Below are 16,358 nucleotides of genomic sequence, written 5' to 3'. Positions count from 1 at the left end.
CATGAGATTTTGCGGCTGGACGCAGATCCATTGTAGGAGTGAGCCTGCTCGCGATAACGCCAGCCGCATCACCACAATCCCACAGGTAGATCCTCAATTCCTGTAGCTCAATAAACACCAATCCTTTCCGGTGTTTAAAGACACCAGGTGTTACGCCCCACCAACCTACAAATCCTTGCGCCCCTGCCTACGCCTGCGCCAGAATCCGCCGGCTTGTGCGCCCAGGGCTTGCTGCGTAACTTGGATCGGGTCACTGATTCCCAGTGATCGGGTTTAGTAGCCCGCGGTAATTCAGCTGGTCGTGCATTCATCACAGGTGTTCCGCATCTGAGCTTGATGGTGGTTGTACGCAGGGCGCTTCGGCGCGCCGGCTTAAGCTGAGTTCCCCGGTCTACTAACCTGCGTACAGCTGCCTCCCTTTCGTTTAGTAGCCAAGGGGTTGGCGCTCAACAACGGGAACACAGCTTATGTTCAAAGTAACCCCAAATCCGCCGGCCACAGACCCGGCATCTCCTTACCAGTCCCCCGACTCAAAGAAATTCCACGAAGCCGCCGAGCGCGCCCTCGACCATTACCTCGGCCCGCCCAGCGCTGACTTCATGGCGCCGCCTTACATCCCCAACACGCTGTACATGGCCAACCCCGAGGCCGACACCGAATCCTTGCTGGCCGATGCCTGTGAAACGCTCGGCTCGGCAACGGTGATGCTGCATAACCACGCAGCTTCAGTTGAAGGCTCGCAGCGCAAGACCCTGCAGGGCATCGCGCAGATTGTCATGGTGGCGGAGATGGCGGTGAACCGGGTGCTGGACAAAATGGTGCCAACCGACTGAGCGGTGGTGAGCCCACCGACGCCATCGCGAGCAGGCTCGCTCCCACAGTTGGAATACGTTCCCCCTGTGGGAGCTGCGGCACGCTGCGATCTTTTGATCTTGATTCTGAAAATCAAAAGATCGCAGCCTCGTTTCACTCGACAGCTCCTACAGGAGCTTCGGCTTGTCCGTTACGCTCAGCGTAATGATTCACCACCCAGCTTGATTGATGCCCTCACCACACGCGCCTAACGTGGCTCCACGACAGCGAACCCCGTGGAGTGAGCATGACAACGACAATTTCCCCTGACTCGCGCTGGACGCGGCGGCGTGACGAGAAGCAGCGCCGGCTCGACAAGGTGCGCGGGCTGGCCGATGGCGCGGTGTTGCCCAGTGACAAAATCGTCGCCGCGCTCGAAGCGTTGATCCATCCCGGCGATCGCGTGGTGCTCGAGGGCAACAACCAGAAGCAGGCGGATTTCCTCTCGCGTTCGCTGGCCAAAGCCGACCCGGCGACACTCCACGACCTGCACATGATCATGCCCAGCGTTGGCCGCTCCGAACACCTTGACCTGTTCGAACGCGGCATCGCCCGCAAGCTCGATTTCTCCTTCGCCGGCACCCAGAGCCTGCGCATCAGCCAGTTGCTCGAAGATGGCTTGCTCGAAGTCGGCGCCATTCACACGTACATCGAACTCTATGCCCGCCTCGTCGTGGACCTGATCCCCAACGTTGTGCTCTCGGCCGGTTTCATGGCTGATCGCGCCGGCAACATCTACACCGGCCCCAGCACCGAAGACACCCCGGCGTTGATTGAGCCGGCAGCGTTCAGCGACGGCATCGTCATCGTCCAGGTCAACCAGTTGGTCGACGACGTCAGCGAACTCCCTCGCGTGGACATTCCGGCGTCTTGGGTCGACTTCGTGGTGGTGGCCGACAAGCCGTTCTACATCGAACCGCTGTTCACCCGCGACCCGCGCCACATCAAACCTGTGCATGTGTTGATGGCGATGATGGCGATCCGTGGCATCTACGAAAAACACAACGTGCAGTCGCTCAACCACGGCATCGGTTTCAACACGGCGGCCATCGAATTGATCCTGCCGACCTATGGCGAATCCCTCGGCCTTAAAGGCAAGATCTGCCGCAACTGGACGCTCAACCCGCACCCGACGCTGATCCCGGCGATTGAAAGCGGCTGGGTCGAGAGCGTGCATTGCTTCGGCACCGAACTGGGCATGGAAAATTACATTGCCGCGCGGCCAGATGTGTTCTTTACCGGGCGCGATGGCTCGCTGCGTTCCAATCGCATGGTCTGCCAACTCGCCGGGCAATACGCGGTGGATCTGTTTATCGGCGCGACATTGCAAGTCGATGGCGACGGCCATTCCTCGACCGTGACCCGTGGCCGTCTCGCCGGTTTCGGTGGCGCGCCGAACATGGGTCACGACCCGCGCGGCCGGCGTCACGGTACTCCGGCGTGGCTGGACATGCGCCACGACGATGCGTCGCAACCGATGCTCGAACGCGGCAGGAAACTCGTGGTGCAAATGGTCGAGACGTTCCAGGAGGGCGGCAAACCGACCTTCGTCGAAACCCTCGACGCGGTCGAAGTGGCGAAGAAAAGCGGCATGCCGCTGGCACCGATCATGATCTACGGCGACGACGTCACCCACCTGCTCACCGAAGAAGGCATTGCCTATCTGTACAAGGCGCGCTCGCTGGAAGAGCGCCAGGCGATGATCGCAGCGGTGGCTGGCGTTACCGCCATCGGCCTGCGGCACAACCCGAAAGACACCGAACGCATGCGCCGCGAAGGCCTGATCGCCTTGCCCGAAGACCTTGGTATCCGCCGCACCGACGCCACCCGCGAATTGCTCGCAGCGAAAAGCGTGGCCGATCTGGTCGAGTGGTCCGGCGGTCTCTATAACCCGCCCGCCAAATTCAGGAGCTGGTAATGCACGCATTCAACCTGCAAGCGGAACCGCTGTCACTGGCTGATCGATTGGCCGATCTGGCGGTGGACGCGCTGATCGACGAAGCGGATCTGTCGCCGAAACCGGCGCTGGTCGATCGTCGTGGCAACGGCGCACACACCGATCTGCACCTGGGCCTGATGCACGCGTCGGCGCTGGCATTGTGGCCGGCATTCAAGGAAATGGCCGAGGCCGCGCTGGAGATCGGTGAAGTCGGTTTGCCGTTGCGCGAAGCGATCGGCCGCATCGGCCGCGAGGGCGAACAAGCGATGCTCGTGACCACCAACGGCGTCAACACCCATCGCGGTGCGATCTGGGCATTGGGACTGTTGGTGACAGCCGCCGCGCTGCAACCGAAATCCATCGCCCTGTGTGCCGCACGCCTGGCACTGCTCGACGACCGCTACGCACCGAAACCGCTCAGCCACGGCGCACAAGTCGCCCAGCGTTACGGCGCACGCGGTGCCCGCGAGGAAGCGCAGCTGGGCTTCCCGTCCGTGCTGCAACGCGGCCTGCCGCAACTGCAGAAAAGCCGCGCCAACGGCCACGGCGAACAGAATGCCCGGCTCGATGCATTGCTGGCGATCATGACCGAGCTGGCCGACACCTGCGTGCTCTACCGCGCTGGCGAACCCGGCCTGCACGCCATGCAGTCGGGGGCGCAAGCGGTGCTCGACGCCGGCGGCAGCGCCAGCCTCAGCGGTCGCCGGCGCCTGCACGAACTCGATCAACAACTCATCGCATTGAATGCCTCGCCCGGTGGCGCCGCCGACTTGCTCGCAGCCACGCTGCTGCTCGATCGCATCGAGCGCGACGGCATTGTTCAGGGAGCATTTTGATGGAAAGCCTATCGTTTGAATTCCCCGCCGGGCAGCCGCCACGCGGTCGTGCGCTGGTCGGTTGTGTCGGTTCGGGAGATCTGGAAGTGCTGATCGAGCCGGGTCTGGCCGGCAAGCTGACGATCAATGTGCAGACCTCGGTCAATGGCGCGCAGCAGCGCTGGCAACACCTGTTTGCGCGGATGTTCGACGGCACCACGCCGCCGGCGATGGCCATCGACATCCACGATTTCGGCGCGACGCCGGGGGTGGTGCGCTTGCGTCTGGAACAGGGTTTCGAGGAGATCGGCCATGACTGACAGCGCAGCGTTGCTCAACAAACACAGCTTCGTCGAACTCGGTGCGCGGCAGCGGGCGAAAGCCTTGCTCGACGCCGGGACCTTTCGCGAACTGCTCGATCCGTTTCAACGGGTGATGTCGCCATGGCTCGAACGCCAGGGTGTGGTGCCCCAGGCCGACGACGGCGTGATCATCGCCAAGGGCAGTCTTGACGGTCTGCCGGTAGTGATCGCGGCGATTGAAGGCGCATTCCAGGGCGGCAGCCTTGGCGAAGTCGGCGGGGCGAAGATTGCCGGTGCGCTGGAACTGGCGGCTGAAGACAATCGTAACGGCATTCCTACTCGCGCAGTGTTGCTGCTGGAAACCGGTGGCGTGCGCTTGCAGGAGGCCAATCTGGGGCTCGCGGCGATTGCTGATATTCATGCGGCGATTGTCGATTTGCAGCGCTATCAACCGGTGGTCGGCGTGGTCGCCGGCAGCGTCGGTTGCTTCGGCGGCATGTCGATCGCCGCTGCGCTGTGCAGCTATTTGCTGGTGACCCAAGAAGCACGTCTCGGCCTGAACGGCCCGCAGGTGATCGAGCAGGAAGCCGGGATCGAGGAATACGACTCCCGCGACCGGCCCTTCATCTGGAGCGTGACCGGCGGCGAGCAGCGTTTCAACAGTGGTCTGGTGGATCGTTATGTCGGCGATGACGTGGCGCAGATTCGTCAGCAGGTCGGAGAGTTGCTCCAGCTAGGCTTGCCGGCACAGCCGCGCAGCCAGCGCGCCGAGTGGTTCCTGCAACGCCTCGGCAAGCTGAATACTGACCAGCAAATCGAACCGTCGGTGGTTCGCGATCTGTATCAAGGAGAGCGCTCATGAGCAGTTATTCATTGCGCGGTTTGCACTGGTTCAACGCCTTGAGCACCGGCGCTGAAAGTGTCGAAGGTTTGCCGCCGTCATTGAAAGTGGCAGACGCTGAGCTTGGACGTTTTATCGCCGTGGTCGCCGACCCGGACAATTGTTTCCCTCGCGCTCGAAACGGCGAAGTCGGCTTGCTCGAAGGCTGGGGTCTGGCCAAGGCTGTGGATGACGTGATCAGCGCCGACCGCGACATCGCGAAGAAGCGCCCGATCATCGCCATCGTCGATGTGCCGAGTCAGGCGTATGGCCGGCGCGAAGAAGCCCTCGGCATTCATCAGGCCCTGGCGGGCGCGGCGGACAGTTATGCCCGCGCGCGTCTGGCTGGGCATCCGGTGATTGCGCTGCTGGTGGGTAAAGCGATGTCGGGCGCATTTCTCGCGCATGGTTATCAGGCCAATCGGCTGATTGCTTTGCGTGATCCCGGTGTGATGGTGCACGCGATGGGCAAGGCCTCGGCGGCGCGGGTGACATTGCGCAGTGTTGAAGAACTGGAAGCGCTGGCCGCCAGCGTGCCGCCCATGGCCTACGACATCGACAGCTACGCCAGCCTCGGTCTGCTTTGGGAAACTCTCTCGGTGCAGCAGATCGAACAGCCGACGGCGGAAGATCTGGCGCGGGTGCGCGAGTGCCTGAAGCAGGCGATCGATGATGTGAGCAGCAGTGATTTGAAAGGGCGCCTCGGTGCGAGCAATCGTGCAGCTTCCAGCCGCGTCCGCGAACTGCTGAGGGCGCAGTGGTGAACCTGACTTTGGCCCACGATCTGCTCTGGGGTATGACCCCGGCGCAGTTGCCGGCGGATGCGCCGGCGTGGGCGGTCGAGGTGCTGGCGGCCGGGCAACCGGTGGTGGTGCGGCGGGCGTTGAGTGCTGCCGGTTTTGTCGCGGTGGGTGTGCGCGGGGCTTTGCGCGAGCAGCGCCTGGCGGCGTTCATGCCGGTTGATTCGATTGCCCGGCGGGTCAGTCCTGAGGCGCTGTGTCATGTCGACAGCCCGCGTGATTTGCCGGTGATGCAGGCGCTGACACAGCTGCGACCGCTACTCGACGATTGCGGTTGGGTCTGGGGTGTCAGCGGCAGCGTAGGGTTTGAATTGGCCAGTGGCTTTGCCGCGATGCACGCCGCCAGCGATCTCGATTTGATCCTGCGTACGCCGCAGATGATCCGTCGTGATCAGGCGCGGGAACTGGTCGATTTGTTTGATCAAGCCGTGTGCCGGGTCGACGCGCAATTGCAGACGCCATTCGGTGCGGTGGCCTTGCGCGAATGGGCCAGTGATTCGGCGCGGGTGCTGCTGAAAACTGCCCATCATGCGTGTCTGGTTATGGATCCGTGGAACCCGCAGGAGCAGGCAGCGTGAGCAGTCTGCTGGTGTTTCCCGGCCAGGGCGCGCAGCAGGCGGGCATGCTTCAGCGTTTGCCCGGCGAGACCCTGGTCGAGGCCAGTGATGTTCTTGGCGAAGATGTCTCGCTGCTGGATTCCACCGAGGCATTGCGCACGACAAGGGCGGTCCAACTCTGTCTGCTGATCGCCGGGGTCGCTGCTTCACGGCAGTTATTGCAGGATGGCCTGAGAGCAGATTACGTCGCCGGGCTGTCCATCGGCGCTTATCCGGCGGCAGTGGTGGCGGGGGCCTTGAGTTTCAGCGATGCGCTGCATCTGGTCAGCCTGCGCGGTGAGCTGATGCAGCAGGCTTATCCGCAGGGCTACGGCATGACCGCGATCATCGGCTTGCAGTTGTCCACAGTGGAAACGCTGCTGGTCCAGGTGCACAGCGAAGATTCGCCGGTGTATCTGGCCAACATCAACGCCGATAACCAAGTGGTGATTGCCGGCAGCGACAAGGCCATGCAAGCGGTGGCCGAACTGGCGCGCGGTCGCGGCGCCGGAGTGGCGAAACGGCTGGCGGTGAGCGTGCCGTCGCATTGCCCATTGCTGGAAAAACCGGCGCAGGCGCTCGCCGAAGCCTTCGCCAGAGTTGAACTGAAAAATCCGAAAATCGCTTACCTGAGCGGCAGCCGCGCGCGGCCTGTTACCCAAGTGGAAGCGTTGCGCGACGACCTCGCCTTCAACATGTGCCGCGTGGTGGATTGGCGCGGCACCGTGCAAAGCGCCTACGAGCGCGGCGTGCGTCTACAGATCGAACTGCCGCCCGGTGCGGTGCTCACCGGGCTGGCGCGCCGGGTGTTCGAGCAGGGCACCGTCACTGCCTTCGACAGTGCCCGCCTCGACACCCTGCAAGCGCTGTTGCGAGAGGAGGGTGGCCGCCAACTCTAAACCGCCGACTCAAGCTTCGAACAACAAAAACAACATTCGACGATGCACTTTGAGGACTACAACAATGATTATTTACGGTGTGGCGCTGCTGGCGATCTGTACGCTGGCAGGGGTGATCATGGGTGACATGCTTGGCGTGTTGCTGGGCGTCAAATCCAACGTCGGCGGGGTCGGCATTGCGATGATCCTGCTGATCTGCGCACGCTTGTGGATGCAAAAGCGCGGCGGCATGACCAAGGATTGCGAGATGGGCGTCGGCTTCTGGGGCGCGATGTACATTCCGGTGGTGGTGGCGATGGCCGCGCAGCAGAACGTCGTCACCGCCCTGCACGGCGGCCCGGTGGCGGTGCTGGCGGCAATCGGCTCCGTGGCGGTTTGTGGTTGCACGATTGCCCTGATCAGCCGCACTCACAAGGGCGAACCGTTGCCCGACGAACCGGCGGAAATTTCCCCGGTCGGCACCCCGGTAGGAGGTCGCTGACATGTGGGATCTCATCGAAAAAGGTCTGGAACACAATGGGCTGATCACCGCATTCGCCTTCGTCGGCGTGATCATGTGGGTGTCGGTGATTCTCTCCAGGCGCCTGACCTTCGGGCGCATCCACGGCTCGGCGATCGCCATTGTCATCGGCCTGGTGCTGGCCTGGGTCGGCGGCACCATGACCGGCGGGCAGAAAGGCTTGGCCGATCTGACGCTGTTCTCCGGCATCGGCCTGATGGGCGGGGCGATGTTGCGCGACTTCGCCATCGTCGCCACTGCTTTTGAAGTGCAGGCCACCGAAGCGAAGAAGGCCGGCATGATCGGCGTGATCGCCCTGCTGCTGGGCACGATCCTGCCGTTCATTGTCGGCGCGTGCATGGCCTGGACCTTCGGTTATCGCGATGCGGTGAGCATGACCACCATCGGTGCGGGTGCGGTGACTTACATCGTCGGGCCGGTGACCGGTGCGGCGATCGGCGCGACCTCGGATGTGATGGCGCTGTCGATTGCCACCGGGTTGATCAAGGCGATTCTGGTGATGGTCGGCACCCCGGTCGCGGCGCGCTGGATGGGCCTGGACAATCCCCGCTCGGCGATGGTCTTTGGCGGGCTGGCCGGGACGGTGAGTGGCGTGACGGCGGGGCTGGCGGCGACGGATCGGCGCCTGGTGCCGTACGGGGCGTTGACGGCTACCTTTCACACCGGTCTTGGGTGTTTGCTGGGGCCGTCGCTGTTGTTCTTCATTGTTCGCGCGATTGTCGGCTGAAGATCAAGAGCCCCTCACCCTAGCCCTCTCCCGGGGGCAGAGGGGACTGACCGCGTTGTTTTGGCGTTATACATCGACCTGAAAATCCTGAGTCGAACTCAGGTTCTGAAAAGCCCCCAATCTGCTCCCTTCCCCCTCGCCCCCTTGGGGGAGAGGGCTGGGGTGAGGGGGTAGGCTTTTGATCTGCTGTTAATCCGCCAACTGGCGATTGGCATACATCCGACACTCCGCCAGCAACGCCAGCAGATTCGGATCGCGCTCCTTGGCCTTGAGAAACACCACCCCAATGTGCTGCTGCAACCGGTACTTCTCCTGCAGCGGAATCAGCTTCACCCGATTTTCATACACCGCTGCAATCCTTCCTGGCAGCAACGCATAACCCACGCCCGAGCTGACCATGCTCAGCAAGGTGAAGATGTCGTTGACCTGCATCGCCACCTTCGGCTCGAACCCCGCCTGTTTGAATACCCGCACACCGTCCTGATGGGTGGCGAAGCCCTGGGTCAGGGTGATGAAGGTTTCATCGCGCACTTGCGCCAGGTCCACTTCACTGCGCTGGGCAAACTTGGAGTCCGCCGGGGTGGCGAGGAAGATGTCGTCGGAAAACAGTGCAATCTGCTCGCAATCGGGGTCGTTGATGCTGTCGTCCAGCGACACCAGAATCGCGTCGACTTCCATGTTTTTCAGCTTGTAGAGCAGGTCGATGTTCGAGCCGAGGATCAGGTCGATGTTGAGTTCGCTGCGACGGATTTTCAGGCCCATGATCAGTTGCGGCACGGTTTTCACCGTCAGCGAATACAGCGAGCCGAGCTTGAAGCGCTCGGCGGAGAATCCGGCAGCTTCGCGGGTCAGGCGCACGCTTTCGACCACGTCGTTGATCAGCTTCTGCGCACGCTCTTCCAGCACGTAAGCGCTTTCCAGCGGCGTCAGGTTGCGCCCCTCGTGTTTGAACAGCGGACAACGCAAGGCGCTTTCCAGTGAGTGGATGGCGCGGTGCACGCTGACGTTGCTGGTCTGCAATTCGGCGGCGGCGCGGGCGAGGTTGCCGGTGCGCATGAAGGCGAGGAACACCTCGAGTTTTTTCAGGGTCAATTCTTCGTCGATCAGCATGGCGCGGACTCTTTTTGGTATCGGCCGATTGTGCACGGAAGATCAAAAGATCGCAGCCTTCGGCAGCTGCTACAGGGGATCGTGTTGAACGCAAACTTGCGCTTTTACGCTCAAGGCCCGAGCCTTGCGCGCTGCGGTAACGAATGTGAGGTGAGCAATACATGTATCACGGGGAAAAACTCAACGCATGGACCCATTTGGTCGGAGCTATTGCGGCGTTTATCGGCGGCGTGTGGATGCTGGTAATCGCCAGCCTCGACGGCAGTCCATGGAAGATTGTCAGCGTGGCGATTTATGCGTTTACCTTGCTGGTGCTCTACAGCGCCTCGACCGTTTACCACAGCGTGCGCGGGCGCAAGAAAGCGATCATGAAGAAGGTCGATCATTTTTCGATCTACCTGCTGATCGCCGGCAGCTACACGCCGTTCTGCCTGGTGACGTTACGCGGGCCGTGGGGCTGGACGCTGTTCGGGATTGTCTGGGGGCTGGCGCTGATCGGCATTCTGCAAGAGATCAAACCGCGCTCCGAAGCGCGGATTCTGTCGATCGTGATTTACGCGGTGATGGGCTGGATCGTCCTGGTCGCGGTCAAGCCGCTGATTGCCGCACTGGGCACGGCGGGGTTTGCCTGGCTGGCGTCGGGCGGCGTGCTGTATACGGTGGGGATTATCTTTTTTGCCCTGGATCACCGCCTGCGGCATGCCCATGGCATCTGGCACCTGTTCGTGATCGCCGGGAGCTTGCTGCACTTTGTCGCGATTCTGTTCTACGTCCTCTAAACACCGCCATTCCCTTGTAGGAGTGAGCCTGCTCGCGATTGCGTCAGTTCAGTCAATGAGTGGTGGCTGATACACCGCTATCGCGAGCAGGCTCACTCCTACAGGGACGTATTCCAATCGAGACTCTAAAAGTCACCCCAAAGCTGTTGTGCAACAGCCAATGCCACCACTGGCGCGGTCTCGGTGCGCAGCACCCGCGGCCCGAGGCGGGCGGCGTGGAAGCCGTTGGTCTTGGCCTGCTCGACTTCGCCATCTGACAAGCCACCTTCCGGCCCGATCAGGAACGCCAGCGTCGCCGGTCTGGCATGGCTGACCAGCGGCTCTGCCACCGGATGCAACACCAGCTTCAACTCCGCTTCAGTCTGCTTGATCCAGTCCGCCAACAACACCGGCGGATGAATTACCGGCACCCGCGAGCGCCCACATTGCTCGCACGCGCTGATCGCTACCTGGCGCCAGTGCAGCAGGCGTTTGTCGGCGCGTTCGTCCTTGAGGCGGACTTCACAGCGGTCACTGAAGATCGGAGTGATTTCATTCACGCCCAGCTCGGTGGCTTTCTGAATCGCCCAGTCCATCCGCTCGCCACGGGAGAGGCCCTGGCCGAGGTGGATCTGCAGCGGCGATTCGACCTGCCCGGGGAATTGCTCGTCGATCTGCACGACGACGCGCTTCTTGCCGACTTCTACCAGCGATCCGCGAAACTCATGGCCGGAACCGTCGAACAACTGCACGGCATCGCCCTCGGCCATGCGCAGCACGCGGCTGATGTAATGCGCCTGGGCCTCCGGCAGTTCGTGTTCGCCGGTGCTCAGCGGGGCGTCGATAAAGAAGCGGGACAGTCTCATTTCGGGTCTCTGGAAAGATGTGAATCAGTTGGATCGGTGTTGACATCATTCGCGAGCAGGCTCGCTCCCACATTTGGAATGCATCCCCCCTATGGGAGCGAGCCTGCTCGCGAAAGCGGTAGTTCAAACACCGCAAATCTCAAGTAGCCGAGTCAGCCGGGATCACGGAAACCGGGATGGAAATCTTTCGGTACCGCGACGCTGACGCTGTCACGCGTCGCAATGTCGATGCCTTCACTGGCCACTTCGGCCAGAAAGTCGATCTGCTCCGGGGTGATCACATAGGGCGGCAGGAAATACACCACGCTGCCCAGCGGCCGCAACAGCGCGCCACGCTCCAGCGCATGCTGGAACACCTTCAGACCACGGCGCTCCTGCCAAGGGTAGGCCTCTTTCGTGGCTTTATCCTTGACCATCTCGATAGCCAGGACCATGCCGGTCTGGCGCACTTCGGACACGTTCGGGTGATCGACCAGATGCGCCGTCGCCGAGGCCATGCGCTGGGCCAGCGCCCGGTTGTTCTCGATGACGTTGTCCTGCTCGAAGATATCCAGCGTCGCCAACGCCGCCGCGCACGCCAGCGGGTTGCCGGTGTAGCTGTGCGAATGGAGAAAGGCGCGCAGGGTCGGGTAGTCGTCGTAGAACGCGCTGTAGACCTCGTCGGTGGTCAGGCACGCGGCCAGCGGCAGGTAGCCGCCGGTGAGGGCTTTGGACAGACAGAGGAAGTCCGGGCGGATGCCGGCCTGCTCGCAGGCGAACATCGTGCCGGTGCGGCCGAAACCGACGGCGATTTCGTCGTGGATCAGGTGCACGCCGTAACGGTCGCAGGCCTCGCGCAGCAGCTTGAGGTAGACCGGGTGATACATGCGCATGCCACCCGCGCCCTGGATCAGCGGCTCGACGATCACTGCCGCGACGCTGTCATGGTTTTCCGCCAGGGTCTGTTCCATGGCGGCAAACATGTTGCGCGAATGTTCTTCCCAGCTCATGCCGTCGGGACGTCCGTAGCAATCCGGGCTCGGCACCTTGATGGTGTCCATCAGCAGGGCTTTGTAGGTCTCGGTGAACAGCGGCACATCGCCGACCGCCATCGCCGCCATGGTTTCACCGTGGTAGCTGTTGGTCAGGGTGACGAAGCGCTTTTTATTCGGCTGGCCGCGGTTGAGCCAGTAGTGAAAGCTCATCTTCAGCGCGACTTCGATGCACGACGAGCCATTATCGGCGTAGAACACCCGATTCAGGCCTTGCGGGGTCATCTTCACCAGGCGCTCGGACAGCTCGATCACCGGCTGATGACTGAAACCGGCAAGAATCACGTGTTCGAGTTGATCGACCTGATCCTTGATGCGCTGGTTGATGCGCGGGTTGGCGTGGCCGAACACATTGACCCACCAGGAACTGACCGCGTCGAGGTAGCGCTTGCCTTCGAAGTCTTCGAGCCAGACGCCTTCGCCGCGCTTGATCGGGATCAGCGGCAGCTGTTCGTGGTCTTTCATCTGGGTGCAGGGATGCCACAACACCGCGAGATCGCGTTGCATCCACTGGTTATTCAGGCCCATTTACAGTCTCCTCGAGGCGGCTCGCGTCAGGCGCGGGCGAACAATCGCGCAAGCCTATGCAATGCATCGCGCGGGAACAACCCATTGTGTCGATTGAGCTACTTTGTCTGAGCCGATAGACGTCGCTGGCGGCGTTTTGATGGCTAACGTATTCTTCGCGGTTCTTTGAGTCGTCTGACTCGCAAAGCTGCTTTTTCCCACATGTTTTTCCGGAGTTCGCTGAATGTCTGTCGGTTGGCTGCGCGCCTGTGCGCTGGTGATGTTGGGGCTGTTCAGCGTTACGGCGCTGGCCAAGGATAAAACCGCAATCGTGATCGGCGGCGGCCTGTCGGGTCTGACTGCCGCCTACGAGCTGCAGAACAAGGGCTGGCAGGTCACCCTGCTGGAAGCCAAACCGAGCCTGGGCGGTCGCTCGGGCATGGCCACCAGCGAGTGGATCGGCAACGACAAGACCCAGCCGGTGCTCAACAAATACGTTTCGACGTTCAAGCTCGGCACCACGCCGGCTCCGGAATTCGTCCGTACCCCGAGCTATCTGATCGACGGCGATTATTTCTCCGCTGCCGATCTGGCCACCAAGCAACCAGCCACCGCCGATGCGCTCAAGCGCTACCAGAACACCCTCGACGATCTGGCACGCTCGATCGACGATCCGCAGAACCCGGCGGCGACCGCCACCCTGCACGCGCTGGATCAGATCACGGTGTCGAGCTGGCTCGACAAGCAGAACCTGCCGGCCACCGCGCGTCAGCTGATCAACCAGGACATTCGCACCCACTACGACGAACCTTCGCGTCTGTCGCTGCTGTATTTCGCCCAGCAGAACCGCGTCTATCGCGGCATTTCCGACCGTGACCTGCGCGCCTCGCGGCTGGTCGGCGGCAGCCAGGTGCTGGCCCAGGCCTTCGTCAAACAGATCAAGACCATCAAGACCAGTTCGCCGGTCTCGGCCATTACCCAGGACAAGGACGGCGTGACCGTCAAAGTCGGCAGCGTCGGTTATCAGGCTGACTACGTGGTATTGGCGGTGCCGTTGCGCGCACTGAACAAGATCGCCCTGACCCCGGCGCTGGATGCCCAGCACCTGGCGGCGATCAAAGGCACCAACTACGGCTGGCGCGACCAGATCATGCTGAAGTTCAAGACGCCGGTGTGGGAAAGCAAGTCGCGCATGTCTGGCGAGATCTACAGCAATACCGGCCTGGGCATGCTCTGGATCGAGCCGGCGCTCAAGGGTGGCGCCAACGTGGTGATCAACCTGTCCGGCGACAACGCTCGGGTGATGCAAGCGTTCGGCGACAAGCAGATGGTCGACCAGGTGCTGATCCGTCTGCACGCGTTTTATCCACAGGCCCGTGGCTCGTTCACCGGTTATGAAATCCGTCGCTACAGCACCGACCCGTCGATGGGCGGCGCCTACCTGGCTTACGGCCCGGGGCAGATCAGCAAGTTCTGGCGCCTGTGGGAACGTCCGCTGCAACGCGTAGCGTTCGCTGGCGAACACACCGACACCTTGTACCCGGGCACCCTGGAAGGCGCACTGCGCACTGGCCAGCGCGCGGCCAGCCAGGTGGAAGATCTGGCGGCAGGCAAATCGTTCGAACCGGTCAAAGTGGTGCCGGCTGCAGCAGCTGCAGGCGCGGCGGGTGCCGTGGCGGCGAAGAAGGGCAACTTCTTCACTAACCTGTTTGGCGGTTCGGATGACGAGAAGAAGCCTGAGCCAGCGAAAGCGCCAGAGCCAGCACCTGCTCCGGTTGCTCCAGCGCCTGCACCGACCCCGGCCCCTGCGCCAGCTCCGGTGGAAGCACCGAAACCAGCGGCCCCAGTGAAAGCTGAACCGGCGAAGAAAGCAGCGGCCAAGCCAGCGGCGAAGAAGCCTGCGGCCAAAACCGAAACGAAAAAGCCGGCCGCCAAACCTGCAGCGAAGAAGGCTGAGCCGGCGAAGAAGCCAGCAGCCAAGCCGGCAGCGACCACCGAGAGCAAAGCGCAGTAAGCCTTGCGGTGAATGAAGAAGCGCGGCTTTTATGCCGCGCTTTTTTTTGTCTGAGCACAACCCCTGTGGCGAGGGAGCTTGCTCCCGCTCGGCTGCGAAGCAGTCGTAGCCTCGGATTGCCCGGTATTTCCTATGCATCGCGCTAGCCGTGTGAAGGAGTCCTTCGGCCTCCAGCGGGAGCAAGCTCCCTCGCCACAAAAAAGCAGCTAGACCAGCAGCGTCCCCTGACATCCACGCCATACTTTTCCCTTTAATCTTTCCTTAACAAGCCACTTACAGACTCTTGATCGTATTTCTCGATATTTCAAAGCAAAATTTTCCGCTTTAATTCGATAGATAACTCGCTAGTCTTGGTTCGCAGTTCTCACAGGATTTGGGCAATGCAGCTACGTAACTCTTCTTCGCGCTATGGTTGGGTCAGCATCTTCATGCACTGGGGCGTGGCGCTGGCGGTCTTCGGGCTGTTTGCGCTGGGTCTGTGGATGGTCGGGCTGGATTACTACAGCACCTGGCGCAAAGACGCGCCGGACCTGCACAAGAGCATCGGCCTGGTGCTGCTCGCTGTGATGGTGTTGCGAGTGTTGTGGCGTTTCATCAGCCCACCGCCGCCAACCCTGCAAAGCTACAGCCGCATGACCCGCATCGGCGCTAAATTCGGCCATGGGTTTCTGTATCTGGCGCTGTTCGCTGTGATGATTGCCGGTTACCTGATTTCCACCGCAGACGGTGTCGGGATCCCGGTGTTTGGCCTGTTTGAAGTTCCTGCTCTGCTCTCCGGACTACCGGATCAGGCAGATACCGCTGGGGTGATTCATCTCTGGCTGGCGTGGATACTGGTAATTTTTTCCGGTCTCCATGCGTTGGCAGCATTGAAGCACCACTTTATCGATCGTGATGCGACCCTCACCCGAATGCTTGGTCGCAAAGCCTGAAATTCAACCTCGACTCAAAGGAAAAGAAAGCATGTTGAAAAAGACTCTGGCCGCTCTGGCAATCGGTTCTGCCGTGCTGTCCGCCAACGTAATGGCTGCTGACTACGTAGTAGACAAGGAAGGCCAGCACGCCTTCGTCGACTTCAAGATCAGCCACCTGGGCTACAGCTTCATCACCGGTACCTTCAAGGACATCGACGGCAAGTTCAGCTTCGACGCTGCCAAGCCTGAAGACAGCAAGATCGAGTTTAACGTCAACACCGCCAGCGTGTTCACCAACCACGCCGAGCGCGACAAGCACATCGCCAGCGCTGATTTCCTCAACGCCAGCAAGTTCGGCAAGGCCACTTTCGTATCCACCAGCGTCAAATCCACTGGTGCCAACACCGCTGATGTAACCGGCGACCTGACTCTGCTGGGCGTAACCAAGCCGGTTGTCGTCAAGGCGACCTTCCTGGGCGAAGGCAAGGATCCATGGGGCGGCTACCGTGCCGGCTTTGAAGGCACCACCACCATCAAGCGTTCCGATTTCGGCAAGCAGAAAGACCTCGGTCCGAAGTCTGATGCGGTCGAGCTGTACGTTTCGTTCGAAGGTGTGAAAGCGAAATAAATTTCGCCGCCACATGAAAAACGCCCCCGGTCGCAAGGCCGGGGGCGTTTTTTTTGCCACAACACAGATCCCCTGTAGGAGCTGCCGAAGGCTGCGATCTTTTGATCTTGATTTTTGAAGATCAAGATCAAGATCAAAAGATCGCAGCCTGCGGCAGCTACTACGCAAAGCGATTTGCAGCGCTTATAAAAATGCCCCGG

At 61.5% G+C, this 16,358-nt stretch carries 17 protein-coding genes; 14 read left to right on the top strand and 3 right to left on the bottom strand.

Annotated features, from left to right (window positions below; genetic code table 11):
* Positions 1-467: 467 nt before the first annotated feature.
* From DCO47_RS14470 to madM, 10 genes are all read left to right on the top strand, one after another.
* The gene (locus DCO47_RS14470; protein WP_083353754.1) at positions 468-833 is read left to right on the top strand and encodes a DUF6124 family protein; all 366 of its coding nucleotides are present in this window, start codon (positions 468-470) and stop codon (positions 831-833) included.
* 266 nt (positions 834-1,099) lie between these two features.
* Positions 1,100-2,770, top strand: a complete 1,671-nt coding sequence (gene mdcA, locus DCO47_RS14465; protein ID WP_116658334.1) for a malonate decarboxylase subunit alpha — start codon at positions 1,100-1,102, stop codon at positions 2,768-2,770.
* Entirely contained in the window at positions 2,770-3,627 is an 858-nt protein-coding gene (locus DCO47_RS14460; RefSeq protein ID WP_116658333.1) for a triphosphoribosyl-dephospho-CoA synthase, read from the top strand. The genes mdcA and DCO47_RS14460 overlap by 1 nt, the downstream gene beginning before the upstream one ends.
* Entirely contained in the window at positions 3,627-3,926 is a 300-nt protein-coding gene (locus tag DCO47_RS14455) for a malonate decarboxylase subunit delta (RefSeq protein WP_056786420.1), read from the top strand. Before DCO47_RS14460 ends, DCO47_RS14455 begins: the two co-directional genes overlap by 1 nt.
* The gene (locus DCO47_RS14450) at positions 3,919-4,770 is read left to right on the top strand and encodes a biotin-independent malonate decarboxylase subunit beta (RefSeq protein WP_083353752.1); all 852 of its coding nucleotides are present in this window, start codon (positions 3,919-3,921) and stop codon (positions 4,768-4,770) included. The genes DCO47_RS14455 and DCO47_RS14450 overlap by 8 nt, the downstream gene beginning before the upstream one ends.
* On the top strand, positions 4,767-5,552 hold the full coding sequence (gene mdcE, locus DCO47_RS14445) for a biotin-independent malonate decarboxylase subunit gamma (RefSeq protein ID WP_116658332.1): 786 nt from the start codon (positions 4,767-4,769) through the stop codon (positions 5,550-5,552). Before DCO47_RS14450 ends, mdcE begins: the two co-directional genes overlap by 4 nt.
* Complete coding sequence (locus DCO47_RS14440) at positions 5,546-6,166, top strand: malonate decarboxylase holo-ACP synthase (RefSeq protein ID WP_042606582.1); 621 nt, start codon at positions 5,546-5,548, stop codon at positions 6,164-6,166. The genes mdcE and DCO47_RS14440 overlap by 7 nt, the downstream gene beginning before the upstream one ends.
* Positions 6,163-7,083 (top strand): malonate decarboxylase subunit epsilon, encoded by a 921-nt coding sequence (gene mdcH, locus DCO47_RS14435; protein WP_116658331.1) that lies wholly within the window; start codon positions 6,163-6,165, stop codon positions 7,081-7,083. Before DCO47_RS14440 ends, mdcH begins: the two co-directional genes overlap by 4 nt.
* Positions 7,084-7,147: 64 nt before the next feature.
* Positions 7,148-7,564 (top strand): malonate transporter subunit MadL, encoded by a 417-nt coding sequence (madL, locus tag DCO47_RS14430; RefSeq protein ID WP_042606584.1) that lies wholly within the window; start codon positions 7,148-7,150, stop codon positions 7,562-7,564.
* Position 7,565: 1 nt separating this feature from the next.
* Positions 7,566-8,330, top strand: coding sequence for a malonate transporter subunit MadM (madM, locus tag DCO47_RS14425; RefSeq protein WP_042606585.1), 765 nt, complete (start codon positions 7,566-7,568; stop codon positions 8,328-8,330).
* 189 nt (positions 8,331-8,519) lie between these two features.
* On the opposite strand, the gene DCO47_RS14420 is transcribed toward madM, so the two are convergent.
* Positions 8,520-9,440, bottom strand: a complete 921-nt coding sequence (locus DCO47_RS14420) for a LysR substrate-binding domain-containing protein (protein ID WP_116658330.1) — start codon at positions 9,438-9,440, stop codon at positions 8,520-8,522.
* Positions 9,441-9,601: 161 nt separating this feature from the next.
* On the opposite strand from DCO47_RS14420, the gene DCO47_RS14415 reads away from it, so the two are divergent.
* The gene (locus DCO47_RS14415; RefSeq protein WP_039757573.1) at positions 9,602-10,219 is read left to right on the top strand and encodes a hemolysin III family protein; all 618 of its coding nucleotides are present in this window, start codon (positions 9,602-9,604) and stop codon (positions 10,217-10,219) included.
* Positions 10,220-10,344: 125 nt separating this feature from the next.
* Here DCO47_RS14415 and DCO47_RS14410 read toward each other — a convergent pair whose 3' ends face one another.
* Both DCO47_RS14410 and DCO47_RS14405 read right to left on the bottom strand, forming a co-directional pair.
* A complete protein-coding gene (locus DCO47_RS14410; RefSeq protein ID WP_116658329.1) occupies positions 10,345-11,064 on the bottom strand; it encodes a 16S rRNA (uracil(1498)-N(3))-methyltransferase in 720 nt (239 codons plus the stop codon).
* 152 nt (positions 11,065-11,216) lie between these two features.
* Positions 11,217-12,623 carry an adenosylmethionine--8-amino-7-oxononanoate transaminase gene (locus DCO47_RS14405; protein WP_042606589.1) on the bottom strand — a complete coding sequence of 469 codons (1,407 nt, stop codon included), beginning with the start codon at positions 12,621-12,623 and terminating at the stop codon, positions 11,217-11,219.
* 223 nt (positions 12,624-12,846) lie between these two features.
* Between DCO47_RS14405 and DCO47_RS14400 the strand changes: the two genes are divergently transcribed.
* The 3 genes from DCO47_RS14400 to DCO47_RS14390 all read left to right on the top strand — a co-directional run bounded on the left by DCO47_RS14400 (position 12,847) and on the right by DCO47_RS14390 (position 16,158).
* The gene (locus DCO47_RS14400; protein WP_116658328.1) at positions 12,847-14,616 is read left to right on the top strand and encodes a flavin monoamine oxidase family protein; all 1,770 of its coding nucleotides are present in this window, start codon (positions 12,847-12,849) and stop codon (positions 14,614-14,616) included.
* Between the two features lie 380 nt (positions 14,617-14,996).
* Complete coding sequence (locus tag DCO47_RS14395; protein ID WP_042606591.1) at positions 14,997-15,548, top strand: cytochrome b; 552 nt, start codon at positions 14,997-14,999, stop codon at positions 15,546-15,548.
* A gap of 31 nt (positions 15,549-15,579) precedes the next feature.
* Entirely contained in the window at positions 15,580-16,158 is a 579-nt protein-coding gene (locus tag DCO47_RS14390) for a YceI family protein (protein ID WP_042606592.1), read from the top strand.
* Positions 16,159-16,358 lie beyond the last annotated feature (200 nt).

Source organism: Pseudomonas sp. NDM (assembly GCF_003105095.1).
GTDB lineage: Bacteria > Pseudomonadota > Gammaproteobacteria > Pseudomonadales > Pseudomonadaceae > Aquipseudomonas > Aquipseudomonas moraviensis_A.
This window is presented reverse-complemented; position numbering and strand designations above follow the sequence as displayed.